The sequence below is a fragment of the Bacillus sp. AFS088145 genome, assembly GCF_002564465.1.
Classification (GTDB): Bacteria; Bacillota; Bacilli; order Bacillales; family Bacillaceae_G; genus Gottfriedia.
The window spans coordinates 44,198-58,053 of the sequence record NZ_NUUX01000006.1 but is presented as its reverse complement, the minus strand read 5'-3'; the positions used below and the strand labels follow the sequence as shown (position 1 = coordinate 58,053).

Annotated in this window: 12 protein-coding genes; 4 read left to right on the top strand and 8 right to left on the bottom strand. The window is 32.2% G+C overall.

Translation table 11 applies throughout. The features are described from left to right. Positions 1-31: 31 nt before the first annotated feature. The 6 genes from COI44_RS03335 to COI44_RS03310 all read right to left on the bottom strand — a co-directional run bounded on the left by COI44_RS03335 (position 32) and on the right by COI44_RS03310 (position 5,769). The gene (locus COI44_RS03335; RefSeq protein ID WP_098426655.1) at positions 32-559 is read right to left on the bottom strand and encodes a DinB family protein; all 528 of its coding nucleotides are present in this window, start codon (positions 557-559) and stop codon (positions 32-34) included. Between the two features lie 201 nt (positions 560-760). Further along, entirely contained in the window at positions 761-2,221 is a 1,461-nt protein-coding gene (locus COI44_RS03330) for a flavin monoamine oxidase family protein (protein WP_098426654.1), read from the bottom strand. A gap of 183 nt (positions 2,222-2,404) precedes the next feature. Then, on the bottom strand, positions 2,405-3,871 hold the full coding sequence (locus COI44_RS03325) for a response regulator transcription factor (protein WP_098426653.1): 1,467 nt from the start codon (positions 3,869-3,871) through the stop codon (positions 2,405-2,407). Between the two features lie 190 nt (positions 3,872-4,061). Then, positions 4,062-4,568, bottom strand: a complete 507-nt coding sequence (locus COI44_RS03320) for a protease inhibitor I9 family protein (protein WP_286163730.1) — start codon at positions 4,566-4,568, stop codon at positions 4,062-4,064. A gap of 126 nt (positions 4,569-4,694) precedes the next feature. Then, entirely contained in the window at positions 4,695-4,925 is a 231-nt protein-coding gene (locus COI44_RS03315; RefSeq protein WP_056472965.1) for a hypothetical protein, read from the bottom strand. A 661-nt stretch (positions 4,926-5,586) separates the two neighbouring features. Continuing rightward, positions 5,587-5,769: a hypothetical protein gene (locus tag COI44_RS03310; RefSeq protein ID WP_098426652.1), complete on the bottom strand. Its 183-nt coding sequence runs from the start codon at positions 5,767-5,769 to the stop codon at positions 5,587-5,589. 380 nt (positions 5,770-6,149) lie between these two features. Here COI44_RS03310 and COI44_RS03305 point away from each other — a divergent pair, with 380 nt between their 5' ends. The 4 genes from COI44_RS03305 (at position 6,150) to COI44_RS03290 (ending at position 11,893) form a co-directional block, all read left to right on the top strand. Beyond that, positions 6,150-7,583 (top strand): spore germination protein, encoded by a 1,434-nt coding sequence (locus COI44_RS03305; RefSeq protein ID WP_098426651.1) that lies wholly within the window; start codon positions 6,150-6,152, stop codon positions 7,581-7,583. Between the two features lies 1 nt (position 7,584). Then, a complete protein-coding gene (locus COI44_RS03300; protein ID WP_098426650.1) occupies positions 7,585-8,667 on the top strand; it encodes a GerAB/ArcD/ProY family transporter in 1,083 nt (360 codons plus the stop codon). Beyond that, positions 8,664-9,794 (top strand): Ger(x)C family spore germination protein, encoded by a 1,131-nt coding sequence (locus COI44_RS03295; protein WP_098426649.1) that lies wholly within the window; start codon positions 8,664-8,666, stop codon positions 9,792-9,794. Before COI44_RS03300 ends, COI44_RS03295 begins: the two co-directional genes overlap by 4 nt. Positions 9,795-10,216: 422 nt before the next feature. Next, the gene (locus COI44_RS03290) at positions 10,217-11,893 is read left to right on the top strand and encodes a M4 family metallopeptidase (RefSeq protein ID WP_098426648.1); all 1,677 of its coding nucleotides are present in this window, start codon (positions 10,217-10,219) and stop codon (positions 11,891-11,893) included. A gap of 100 nt (positions 11,894-11,993) precedes the next feature. Here COI44_RS03290 and COI44_RS03285 read toward each other — a convergent pair whose 3' ends face one another. Then, complete coding sequence (locus COI44_RS03285) at positions 11,994-12,989, bottom strand: alpha/beta hydrolase (protein ID WP_098426647.1); 996 nt, start codon at positions 12,987-12,989, stop codon at positions 11,994-11,996. A gap of 87 nt (positions 12,990-13,076) precedes the next feature. Then, complete coding sequence (locus tag COI44_RS03280; protein WP_098426646.1) at positions 13,077-13,847, bottom strand: Cof-type HAD-IIB family hydrolase; 771 nt, start codon at positions 13,845-13,847, stop codon at positions 13,077-13,079. Positions 13,848-13,856: the final 9 nt, after the last annotated feature.

Genomic DNA, 13,856 nt, shown 5'->3' with positions numbered 1-13,856 from the left:
TCGATTAATAATTCGACGATACAGGCTATTTTTAAGCATTTTTAAATAATTTACGGATCATTCTGATTTGGCCACGGTGATTGATTTCGTCCTCAAATACATGAAACCATTTAAAATAATTTGTAGCTTTATCTCTTCCAAACTCTGTCTGCTCATATAACCACTCATCTGAAAGTGTATTAAATTTTGCATAAGTTTCTTCTCGAACCGAGTTTAAAAGATTAATATAATGGTCTGCATTATTACCTTTAATTGTCTCTCTAGCCTGATCATCTAAATCTAAACCAGGTAACCATTTCTCTTCTTCTTCCGAATTTAAATCTCGATTTTCAAATGTATTAAGCTGATACCAATACTCAACTCCTGCCATATGAGTTAATAACATCCCAATGGTATTACCTGTTGGGGTGTGCAAATAATCTAACTCCTCCACTGTAATATCTTTAATAGCTTCCAAAGTTGTATATCTTACATAATTCATCATAGAAGTTAATGTATTAAAATCTCCTTTAACCCCATCTTGTTCTCCAACTAAAAGTAATTTGTTCCATTCGTACATAGTTGCAACCCCTTTCATTTTTCTACACAAAATTTAATTTTATAATAAGTAATCAATAGAAAAAAGATAATTATGAAGATGTTTTTTAATTCCTCTAATAATTTAAAAAACGGATTTAAAAAAACAGCTCAGCATAAACTGAACTGTTTCTTTATATTTCTAAAAGAGAAATAGTTTAACTTTATATTTTCCATAAAGTCATTAAGCATTATTAACTTCCAAAGCAACCCTAATTCCAGATTCAATAGCACCTTCTATCCAACCAGGGATTGATGAAGTATGTTCCCCAGCAAAGTGTACTCTTCCTTCTGGTGTAGGAATATATGGTCCTAAATCAATTTCCTGTTCAGGCTTACCCATTGACAGAGCTCCCGCTGCAAAAGGATCTTGCGTCCAACTGTGCGAAGTACCTGTAATAAACTCTGTATATACTTGATTTCCATAAATTGTTGCCAAGTCTCTTAATGCATATCTTATCCGATCTTCTTCTGACAAACTATCCCAATATAAGGCAGCATCCTCCCATGTATAACTGGCCAGTAACACACCTGGACCTTCAGAACCTAACTGGTTACTTGGAAAATAAGAAAATCGGATTGGTAAATCTGTGGTTGTTTTACCGCCGAACTGACCATACTTTTCCCAAAATCTTGATTTAAATTGTAGACCTATTTTAGTGGATGCCAAGTAATGAAGCGTTCGTATCGCTTTCCACTTATTGTAGGAAAAAGTATTCGGTGGAACAACTTGAACAAAGTTTAAAACAGAAAATGGAATCGTAATGATTGCAAAATCACTGGATAGTTGAAACTTTTCAAAACTATTTACATTTTCTGTTTGTATTGTAACTTGATTACTTTCTTGTATAATTCCTATCAATCTCTGTCCAAAGAAAAGATTTTCCTTTAATTCAGGTAAGAAAGAATATGGTAATTGATCATTTCCACCAGTAATTTCGTAAAGCTTTATATCTTTAGAAAATAGGACTGTAAATTCTCTTAAAATTGAAGTAAAACCTAGCTCTGGAAATCCTCTCGAACCTTGGATAACTTTAATAAGCTCGATTGCATCTGGTGACAACGATTGTCCTACAGGATTATATCTTAAAAATGCATCCATTGAATACTTATCATAATATTTAACAACAGTTTCCCAATTTTTATCTGGATTTTGACTTATAAATTCTAATAAAGGTTTAATGGCTTTTTCTATTAATTGATCAGCATTTAATCCTTTTTCTGAGGGATTTACTGGAAAGCCCAATAAATCAGGATTCGTTTCATTTTCTTTTTGAGTTAATTTAATATCGTTTACGTAAATTAAATCATTCGGTGTAGTATTAATAAATTCATTTACAGGTAAATTAAATTTTTTAATATACTCAAAAACTAGCGAATGAGTCGATGGAATTCGCATAGCTCCCATTTCAAGATATTGGCCCGCAATAAACGGCTTTCTTTTTGTGTAAACCCTTCCTCCTAGTCGCCCTGTTGCTTCTAAAATTGTTACAATATGACCTACTTTTTTTAATAAGGATGCAGCAACTAATCCTGACATTCCTGCGCCAACGATCGTTATTCGCTTTTGACTATTTGTTTTTTCTAGTCCATTTCGAATAATCGATATCATTTGATTCGTTGGAAGTTTTATTCTTGAGTTCATAAAAATCAACTCTTTCTAAAGTTATCATTCTTAAAATTTATTCATAATATCTTTTATTTAGAATTATCCTTTTGTCACGTTACTTCTAGGCCATTTGTTTTATTTCTCTACTAATTCATCAATGATTCTTAGTTAAATAGATTCATAAAAAAAAACAGTTCAGCCTAAACTGAACCGTTTCTTTTATAATCCTGATCTATAAACTAAAGGAGTACACCCCTCAAGTTGTTTAAACTTTGCATTAAAATATGATTGGTGAGAATAGCCAATTAATCTTGAAATTTCATCTAGTGGTAAGTCCGTTTCATCTAATAATCGTTTTGCTTCTCTAATTCGCACTTCATGGAGCGTCTCTCTAAACGAATGATTTGATTCGGCCGCAAAGCGACGGCTAAGTGTGCTTTTATTAATCCGGAGTGCATCAGCGCAATCCGTTAAACTCCATCCGGCATCCCAATAATTCGATTCAATCAACTCCCTTGTTTTCTCAACTAATGTACGATGGCCTTCTTGGGAAGAATCATGCCCTTGAAGTAATAGACTTGTAGTAAAATCAAGCAATTCTTGAACAATTTGATAGATGATTGGTCCATGTACAATTTTTTGGAAAATGTCATAATAAGTACCTTCCCATGATGCATTTTGAAGATTATTTGATTTCATATATCTTCTTATTTGTGCAAGTACACTTGTTAATCGAATTCGAACAATTTCTGGATCTGGGTAAGGCTGCTGAAAGGTTAAAAATTCTCGTTCCATCCAGTTTCGAATTGCTTTTGCATCTCTTTTTTCTAGCATTTCAATCCAGTGACGTTGCTCTAGAGGTGTAAGAAATGGATCCTTCTCTTGAAATGGCATTGGTTCGTTTTCAGCCAAAATAATATCATAACCTTCAAAGAAGATTCTCCTTGTTAGCTGAAGTGTTTGCTCGAAAATATCTTTTAGTGTTTCCTCCTGAGATCCGATTTTCATTACGATTGCAAGAGGCTCATCCATCATTTCTTTCCAACGAGCAAGAAATGCATTATATTCGTCCTGCAATAACACTTCATCGACTTCATGTACGCATAAAATAAAGTCAGAACCTACAAATAAACGATTTTTCCCGGTAAAAGGATTTCGTTCTAATGCTTTATAGACAAGAGGAAGTGTCCCTGAATTTGGTGTCAAAAATGCAACCATCGTAATCGGACCATCATACATTCGTTCATTCAAAAAAAGGTCAGGATAATCTATATTAAATGGGTTTATTTCTTCATTAATGTTTCTAGTAAAGTATCTTTCTTTATTACGAATTTGATAGCGTAATTGTTGAATATGCTTAATTAAATCAGTAGGAGAAAACGGGCGAAACAATACATCCTCCGCTCGATATTGTAATGCAAGATAGGCAGTTTGAAAAATTCGCTCGGATGAAATACCTAACCAACGAATTGAAAATTTTTGGATTAAATCACCAAATCTTTCACTCTCATTTTTCCAATGATCCATATCAAATATGACAAGGTCAGGCTGCTGCTTTTGAATAGCCTTTTCAAAATCTCCCATCGTTTTCCAAGAAACAAGGTTAATACCAGTAAAGTGCGACTCCACGACCCACCGAATCCCTGAAGCTTCTAACTCATCTTTTGCAACTAAATGAATTTCCATCGTGTTGTTTCACCTTCACTTCTAGCTTTTTTATATCATAATAGCAAATTTATTTTGTTTTTGTAGATTAAAAAGGTTTAATTAATCGTTTTTAATGAAATAGTATTTGATGTAATTTATAATTTTCAAATTTTCATTTTTAAAAAGAGTGCCTCAAAAGGTGTAAACTTTTGAGGCACTCAATGAATTATTATTTCTGATTATACGGTGTAACAGGAGGCATAATATGAACCTTTTTATTTGGATAGATTCTTGCAATCACTGTTGATTGTGATAAACGTTTTATATCTTTGCCAGGTAGCTCCATTGATACACCATTCAGTGCAGTCTTATAAACATGCCTAATCGTATAAGGCACATTTTGGTCTTCTAGAAGAGTTTTTAATTCTTCTTGAAATTTTGCATGACTTTCTTCTACTTGCTTAGTTGCCTCTTCCAAAGTAAGTTGTTTTCCAGCTGCCTCTGCTTCCTTAACAGCTACCACAGCAGGCTTCGTTTTAAATTCAATAATAATAGAGGTCATTTGGTTAGTTGAAAAATCAATTGATGGATCTACAAAAAAAGAAGGGTTCATCGTAACATTCGCCACCTTTGTCTCATCTGAAATTTTAGTTGTATTAAGTGTATTTCCATTACATCCACTCGTTATAAAAAGCATTAAAATAAATAAAATACTTCCTCTATAAAAATTCTTCATATTTACTACATCCCCTTCAAAAACTCTTTAATAAAAAAAGACAATCTATCAGGATTTTATCCTTTAGAGTGCCCTTTCAAACATTATTTTGAGCAGAAAACTAAGTTTAGAATTAATAAACATTTGTTACATCCTATAGTTGTCATTCAAAAATTCAATATGATAATTAATCGTCCTTAAATATTGTTTGGTTGTATCTTTGGAAAGACTTTTAATCCTCTTTAACATATGAACACTTAATACTTTTTCATTGTTATAAATTCTATATTTTTTTAAAGTTGAAAGTCTATAATTATATTGACTCGCTTTTACTTCATTTAGTTTTTTTACATTTATTAGATAATCTGTAAAGTTCATATTGCCCCTCCTACTTGTATAGAACAACGATTTTTCGTAAAAAGAACTAGTCCTATTATTAAAACCTACTTAGGACTAGTTCTTTGTATCATTCTATTTAGCATATCTACTAATTATACCTCTAAAGTTTTATTTGTTTGATACTTCAAGATTCATTGGTACTATGAGAAAATATTAGGAAAAAGGAGAGCAAAATCCCCCCCCTATTTGTCATCACACTACCTACAATTCCCACCCAAGCAAACTACTATAGCCTCTAACTGAAGGGTTTTGCAAAATCGTTTGCATCAACGATATTATCAAAATTAATATCTGTGCTTCGTTTATTCGTACCCCAATAAGTTTGGATGAATAATTCATCCTTTATGTCAATTACATTGTCTTTATTTTACTTTTGATTTACTTCCATCAATTAAAACCTTATTTACTTCTACCTAGAAATCCTCATGATCTTGATCTACTAGCTTAGCGGGTTATTTTAATGTAGTAAAATCAACACTAAAAAAAGCTGACTATTTTCGATAGAAAAATGAGCAAGAATTTTTGTAAGTTGGGATATAAAGTCGTTGAAATAAAAAAATCCCAATGAAATTTAAATTTCATTAGGACTTTAATGAATAGCTAAATTTTCAAAAAACAAATTAGGTCTATTTATTATACTTTAATTTAATTGATTCATCGTCACTGAAAAGATATAGCTTTGATACTTATCGCAGCCCTCATAACTATATCTCTTTCCGTCTTTTTTAAATTCTCTACCATCTTCTTGAAAACCTAAATCGTGTAAAACGTCTTTAATTGAACCATTTTCGTAATCTTTTCCTACCTGGAATTCGATACTCAAATTAATCACCCTTTTACTAGCTTTTTTTAATTATTTTGGTAATTATAGGGTGAATTTATACTTGGCTGAGTATCATTCGTTAAAGCAAATAAACTTTATCAAACATATAGTTTTATTCTTTAATAAAAACGTATTTTAAATGTCTTCCATTAACGATATTGATTAAAATATCATCAATTTTTCTTAATTGTTTTGGTAGAGGAAGTCTTTTATATGCTACTAAATCCATTTTTATTCTTGTAAAAGAACAGACAGAACACGTTCCTAACAAGTAAAAAAGTGTAAAAAAGTTACTTTTAACTACAAATTAGAATAGTATTCACCTACAATGTGCAAATTAAGACTGGTAACATATGTAACTATGAATGAGGTGAGGTACATTGAAGGAATCTACAGAACGCCGCTCTAACTTTATTAGCCAAGAGGGTAATTTAATTTCAAATATTGAAATACTACAATCTTTGTTTCCTACCTCAGATTTAGAAATAAAAAATATCTTATTAAGGGAGAAAAAAGGTGTAATCATCTATTTTGATTGCTTAGTAAATAAAGAAAAAATAGAACAGTTTGCAACAAATATTCTTGAATATAAGGAAGACATATTTCAATTTTTTTATAGCCATACTACTGCTACAACAAAAATAGAAGACATTGAGCATTCATTACTTACAGGAAAAAGTGTCATTTTAATTGACGGAGAAGTAAAAGCATTTCTATATACTGTTGAGGATTTTCCTAAACGTCCCTTTTCTTTACCAAGTATCGATAATTCGATTAAAGGTTCAAAAATTTCATTTGTGGAGACTATTGAAACTAATTTGGGGTTGCTTCGCCGTTTAATTCAGAGTCGCGATTTATTATTCAAAGAAACGAAAATTGGTATAAAAAATAAAACTAGTGTTACACTCGCCTATTTAAATAATGTAGTTAAGCCAGAACTAGTTACTGAGATTGAATCAAAACTTTCTACAATTAAATTTGACTCGATTCTAAACGCAAGTCAATTGGCTCAAATGATGGAAAAGTATCCGTTTTCGTTTTTTCCACAGCTTGTCACGACAGAAAGACCTGATAATGCAGCAGAAGCGATCCAAAAAGGAAAAGTTGTGATCGTATTAGATCGATCATCTGAAGTCATTATTTTGCCTGGATCATTTATTTCATTTTTTAAAAGTATTGATGACTCATCAAATAGGCCAGTTATAACATTTTTTATTTTTTTATTACGAATAATCGCTCTTTTCATTACGCTTTATTTACCTGGAATCTATATTTCAATCGTGTCATTTAATTATGAAGTAGTTCCATTAAAATTAATTATATCGATTGGTGAATCGCGTGCTAATGTTCCCTTTGATCCGCTTGTAGAAGCAATCATTATGGAAATAACTCTTGAAATGTTAAGAGAAGCAGCTATTCGCCTTCCTACTCCAATTAGTACTACAGTAGGGGTTGTTGGAGGAATTGTTATTGGTCAAGCCGCCGTTCAAGCTGGGATAGTGAGTAATATTATGGTAATTGTCGTAGCATTAACTGCTATTTCATCTTTTATTATTCCTAATTACGACATGGCTTCAAGCTTACGCATTTTACGATTCCCTATTATGATTATGGCTTCATTATTTGGAATTATTGGAATCATTGCTAGTACAATGATCATTATCGCTCACGGATTGAAATTATCTAGCTATCATGAATCCTTTAGTCAGCCGTTTTCTCCTATGAACTTTAAACAGTTAAAGAAGAAATTTCAAAACAGTGCATTATCAATTCTTTTCAATCATCACATTACGAATCAAAAAAAGAGGAAATAACATGAGACAGATCGCACCTAGAATTACGTTTGTTCAATTTGTTTTATTAATATTTGGTGTACAAGTTGGAATTGGGGTGATTTCTTTACCCCGAGTATTAGCAGAAAAGGCTGGAACAAGCGGCTGGATTTCTTTGTTAATAGGAGGTTTACTCTCTTTAATCATTAGTATTGCGATTGTAAAACTACGTGAAAAAGACCCCAACTGCTCATTTAATACTTACTTTACTCATTGTTTTGGGAAAGTGATTGGTACGATATTTTCCATTTTCTTTACCCTTTTCTTTCTTGGAATGGGATTTGTCGTTTTTTTGAGATCTGTGCTGTTTATCCAATCATATATTTTGCAAGATTCTTCTTTATTTATTCTTTTAGTATTATTTTTAATTCCGACTTATCAATTCGTGACAGGTGGTATTCAAATTATTGGAAAATATGTTGAAATTATTTTTCCAATTGTTATCTTTTTTTTAATTATGCTACTTTTCACTTTAAAGCTAAGTAATATACATTTTATTTTGCCTGTAATTAAAGATGGATGGAGCCCTATTTTTAAAGCCGTCCCCACAACAGTTACAGCCTTTTTAGGAATAGAAATTATTTTCATTCTCTATCCTTATTTAGAAGAAAAAGAAAAAGCACTTAAAGCTGTTATGATTGCAAACGGTATGATTACCTTTCTCTATTTATACGTTACGATTATTTGCTTTGTCGTATATAGCCCTGATGAGATAAGGATGATTTTTGAACCAGTTTTAGATATTTTAAGTGTCATTGAATTTCAATACGTTGAACGATTAGACTTCATTCTTTTTTCACTTTTTCTAATGGTTATTTCTAAAACTTGGATTATGTATATTTGGATTGGTATTACGAATCTGGCGGAAATGTTACATCAAAAACGAATTGATTATTTATTCATCGGCCTGTCATGTGTTTTTTTATTTCTTACAAGTTTCTTTATCCCAACATTTAAACAAAATAATCTTTACATGCAGTTATTATCTACATATGGTTCGATAGGAATGTTCATTATTCTAGTTTTCATTTGGATTCGTTCATTAGGGAATAAGGTGATTGGATGAAAAATCTAAAAATCGCAACGATTAGCTTGTTAATTCTTGTGCTTTTAACAGGGTGCAAAAAAATAGTAAATATTGAAGATATTACAATGGGACTAATATTAGGAATCGACACTAATGAACAAAACAAACAACTAAAAATGTTTATGTCCAGCCCTGTTTTTAGTGAAGAAGCTGAAGAAAAAAATGAACAGATCGTGGTAGATGCTTCATCCGTACGGGAAGCTCGTAATTTATTTGATTCAAGGGTAACTGGTGTGTCTACAGCAGGTAAGCTACAAGCTTTTTTGGTCACCACTAGATTGATTGAAAACAAAACTTGGACATCTCTATTAGATTTATTCTATCGTGATCCAAAATTAAGACAAAATGCCGATCTTGTTTATTTTGATGGATCTATTTCGGAACTCGTTGATATAAAACAAAAAGATAAGCCGAGATTATCAATTTTTATCCCACAGTTAATCGAAACTGCTGATTATCGAAATATTACACTTCGAACATCGATTCGAATGTTTCATCTGATGAAGTTCGAAAAAGGAATAACACCCTATTTACCCAAAATGTCAATTAAAGACGGGGAAATTGAAGTTAGCGGTGTAGCACTGTTAGATCGAAATTTTTTAATAAAAAGAACTCTTTCCATACAAGAAACGCAGTTATTACGCATTCTTCAAGGAAAAAAAACTGGCCAGTTAGCCCCGATGTTTACTCTTGCTAGTGGTCAGAAAGAAAAGGAAAATAACCAGTTAATAAACTTAAGACAAACAAACTTTAATGTAAAGGATATTAAACGAAAAGTAGATTGCAAATTCGCTCACAACCATTTTGATTTTAAAATAGCATTAACAATCCCCATTATGATTACACAATCACCTTATCCGTTAAGTGACAAAATGGCTGATAAATTAAGTAAGGAAATTAGATCTTCAATTGAAAAGGATTTAAATAAATTTGTCAAAAATTTACAGGCTGATGAATTAGATCCAATCGGCTTAGGTATTTTTGCTAGCTCTTACGAATATAAACACTGGAAAAAAGTAAAATCAAAATGGCCAGAGGCTTTAAAAGACTCAAAGATACATGTAAATACAAAGATTATAATTGTTGATAAGGGAATAACGATGTAGAAGTGTGAAGCTAAATAATGAAGTCAAGGAATATTACAAGCAAGAAAGCAGGATTTCTCTACAATTTCTGCTTTTTTTGTATTTCCTCCTTTTCCTTCTAGCTAAAGCAGATTATAAATGATTTACTAAAATAATAAACCCACTACTTTTTCTCTCTTTAGACTCCGTTTTTTTGAGTTAATTTTAACCAAAATCATACATATTCTTAATAAAATTCGATTTTTTATTTACCATTTTTTAACTAAAATCAATACTTTTTAACTATTTTAAAGATTCAGAATTTAATTTTCGTCGATATTTCCGCTTATTTTTGCCTAACAAAACGCAAGAATTGACGATTTTTGTCGTTTGATAAACCAGTTTTTGAGATGATACGATGAATTCCTCAATACCACATTGTTAACCAAGGGGAGGAATTTTTAATGAACAAAAAAGTTTTAGCGGTTGGATTATCTGTAGGTTTGGCGGCAAGTAGTTTAGGAGTAACTAATACATATGCTGCACCAAAAAATGTATTATCTAAATACAAGTACAACAAATCAGTAGGATCTCCTGAATTCGTTTCTGGACAGCTGACAAAACCATCAGCTAAGAGTGCTGAAAGTGTTGTAAAAGGGTATGTAAATGCTAACAAAGATAAGTTCAAACTTGGTTCAAAATCTGCAGAAGAGTCGTTCATTGTTGAGTCTAGTAAAAAAGATACTTATGGTACCGCACTTCGATTACAACAAGTTTATAACGGTGTTCCTGTATGGGGATCTACTCAAACGGCTGTAGTTGGAGATAATGGTACTCTAAACGTTTTCTCTGGTACAGTTATTCCAAACTTAGATACTAAAAAAGGGTTAAAATCTACTAAAAAAGTTAACGCTAATAAATCTATCAAAATCGCAGAAGCAGACCTTGGATATACTCCTGTCTATGAAAAAGACCCTACAGCTCAACTAGTAGTTTATACAAATGGTGATAATGCTACGTATGCCTATGTAGTAAACTTAAACTTCCTTTCTCCTAAACCTGGAAACTTTAATTATTTCATTGAAGCTTCAACAGGAAAAATTTTAAATAAATATAATAGTATTGATACAATGGACAGCATCCATGCTGCTAGTAAATCAGCTGGAGCATCAGTTGCTAAACCAACAGTTTCTGGTACAAATGTAACTGCAACAGGAAAAGGTGTACTTGGTGATACAAAAACAATAAATATGACTTTATCTGGTTCAATTTATTATTTACAAGACAATACAAGAGGAAGCGGTATTTTTACATATAATGGATCTAATCGTACTACTCTTCCTGGTACTCTGTTGTCAAGCACTGACACACTACTAAATAGCACAAGTGAAGCTGCGGCAGTTGATGCACATTATTATGCTGGAAAAACATACGACTATTATAAAACTGTGTTTGGACGTAATTCATTTGATGGTAATGGTGCTGCTTTAAAATCAACTGTCCATTATAGCCGTAGTTATAACAATGCATTTTGGAACGGTTCTCAAATGGTTTATGGTGATGGTGATGGAACAACATTCACTTACTTATCAGGTGGACTTGACGTAGTGGGGCATGAGTTAACTCACGCTGTTACAGAAAGAAGTTCGAACTTAATCTATCAAAATGAATCTGGTGCATTAAACGAAGCTATTTCGGATATTTTTGGAACTGTTATTGAGTTCTATAATAATAACAATCCAGATTACGAGATTGGTGAGGATATCTACACACCAAGTATTGCTGGTGACTCACTTCGTTCAATGAGTGACCCAACTAAATACGGTGATCCAGATCACTACTCAAAACGTTACACTGGTACTTCTGATAATGGAGGCGTTCATACAAATAGTGGTATCATCAACAAAGCTGCTTACTTAATTGCAGTAGGTGGAACTCATTATGGTGTATCTGTAACAGGCATCGGTAATGATAAACTTGCAAAAATTTTCTATCGCGCAAATACAGTTTACTTAACTTCTTCAGCAACATTTAGTCAATCTCGTGCAGCACTTGTACAATCTGCGGCTGACTTATATGGTGCAGGCTCTGCTGAAGTAACAACTGTTAATAACGCATTTGATGCAGTTGGTGTAAAATAATTTTTAATTTATAAAGTAAAAGAAGTCTCATAAGTAAAAGTACTTATGAGACTCTTTTTTTATGAACGTAAGTAGCAAACGAATATATCCCATCACCTTTTTATTGAGAAACTTTCGTACCATTCAAGAAGTTGAGTAGTTCATTAAACGTATTTTGAGCAGCCTTCGTGTTCATTTGGAACTGGTATTCATGACCTAGTTTTCCATCTGATTTACTATAAAAGACTTGTTTAACACCTGTTCTTTTTTCTAGTAAAGTTGCAAATTTTTTACCTTGTGATTCAAAGGAACCTGTATTTCCGTCAGTTATAAATGTTGAAACAAATTTTTCTGGTACATTTCTTAAAAGAGATGTTTCCTTCGTCATCTTTTCATCTTCCCAATTGTATTTTCCAAAATAGGCCCATCCAACTCGCTTAAACATAAATTTAATCATTCTTGAAGAAGCGTTTGTCTGCACTTCTTTCAGATCATAAGGACCACAAAGAAGAATCGCACCACGAATTGTATTTGGATCAACGCTCTGACCTATTTTAGCTGTATCGGAATAGTGTTTATTCATTTGAATGCTAACAAATTGTGCTGTAAGCTGAGCTCCAGCTGAATCTCCAGCTATATAAATATTGTTTAAATCCAGTCCATATTTACCAGCATTTTTTTTAACAAACTTGTAAGCTTGATCGATTTGTTGTAGAGGTATTGGATAAGCAACACTCGGCGCCAAAGGATAATTTATATTCACTACATTATACCCATGACTCGCTATATATGTAGCATATTTTCGAACATCATTTTTATCTCCGGCTACAAAAGCACCACCATGAATCCAAAAAATGGTTGGAACGTATTTTTGGTTACCTTTATATTTAATCAAATCGAACGTACTGCTTTTATATTTTGATGAGTATTCTATATCAGTATCCATTGTAGTTTTTTGTTTTGCGATACTATAATCAGCTGCCTCTACTTCAATACCACCGGCAAAAGACTTCTTCAAAATCCATGTTACAGGCCTTGGGGATAAAAATATCGATCCAACACCAACTATGATTATTATAAGTAAACATATTCCAATTATTTTAAATGTGCGCTTCATATTTGTCCTCCAGATAAAGAGCTAACTGAAGCTTATTATTCGATTTTCCAAATAATATCATACATAAAGACAGAATTCGTTCACATATTAGATTAATAACATTTTCTTAAGAGCATTGTAAATTCCATGTTCATTGCAACTATCTGTGATTAAATTGGCTTTCTCTTTAACCGCAGTTTCAGCATTTCCCATTGCAACGCCAACTCCTGAATGTTCCATTAGTTCGATGTCGTTCATTCCGTCTCCGAAAAAGACGATATCTTCACGCTTAAATCCATTTTCTTTAGCGATTTTCAAAATTGTTTTTGCTTTCGAACCTTCTCTAGGGATGACATCTGAGCCAAATTGATGCCAACTCACATATCGGAATTCGTTGATATCATATTTGTGAAGATCTTCAGTCTTGCAAAACAGCATAGCTTGAATAATAGAATTTTCTTTCCAATACATCTCATCAAAGTCAGGTATAATCAATCCTAGACTTTCATAGGACTTAGTTAATGACTCTCCAGGTTCTTCAAAATGTCTTTTTACACCTTTTAATGTTTGGAACACAATCTGATCATTGTTTTCCATTGCAATTTCAATTAGTTTCATAATAGATTCTTTCGAAAATATTTCCTCATGAGCTTTTTCATGACGGACAAACCCTACTGACCCATTGCATAAAACATACGTATCAATTTCGAGTTCGTCGACGATGGATATTGCAGAAGTGTAGTCTCTTCCTGTCGCGATTACGATTTCATGTCCATTTTCTTTTAGAGAAACCAAAGCTTGTTTCGTACTGTCTAAAAACTTCATTTCAGTCGTTAGTAATGTTCCATCAATATCAAAAACAATAAATTTTTTACTCATTTTCTTTCC

What these genes read in the sequence shown, in the direction of transcription:
- COI44_RS03295 (WP_098426649.1), top strand. Translation starts at nt 8,664, where the DNA reads ATGAAAAATCTAAAAATCGCAACGATTAGCTTGTTAATTCTTGTGCTT.
- COI44_RS03315 (WP_056472965.1), bottom strand. Translation starts at nt 4,925, where the DNA reads ATGAACTTTACAGATTATCTAATAAATGTAAAAAAACTAAATGAAGTA.
- COI44_RS03300 (WP_098426650.1), top strand. Translation starts at nt 7,585, where the DNA reads ATGAGACAGATCGCACCTAGAATTACGTTTGTTCAATTTGTTTTATTA.
- COI44_RS03290 (WP_098426648.1), top strand. Translation starts at nt 10,217, where the DNA reads ATGAACAAAAAAGTTTTAGCGGTTGGATTATCTGTAGGTTTGGCGGCA.
- COI44_RS03280 (WP_098426646.1), bottom strand. Translation starts at nt 13,847, where the DNA reads ATGAGTAAAAAATTTATTGTTTTTGATATTGATGGAACATTACTAACG.
- COI44_RS03335 (WP_098426655.1), bottom strand. Translation starts at nt 559, where the DNA reads ATGTACGAATGGAACAAATTACTTTTAGTTGGAGAACAAGATGGGGTT.
- COI44_RS03330 (WP_098426654.1), bottom strand. Translation starts at nt 2,221, where the DNA reads ATGAACTCAAGAATAAAACTTCCAACGAATCAAATGATATCGATTATT.
- COI44_RS03285 (WP_098426647.1), bottom strand. Translation starts at nt 12,989, where the DNA reads ATGAAGCGCACATTTAAAATAATTGGAATATGTTTACTTATAATAATC.
- COI44_RS03325 (WP_098426653.1), bottom strand. Translation starts at nt 3,871, where the DNA reads ATGGAAATTCATTTAGTTGCAAAAGATGAGTTAGAAGCTTCAGGGATT.
- COI44_RS03320 (WP_286163730.1), bottom strand. Translation starts at nt 4,568, where the DNA reads ATGAAGAATTTTTATAGAGGAAGTATTTTATTTATTTTAATGCTTTTT.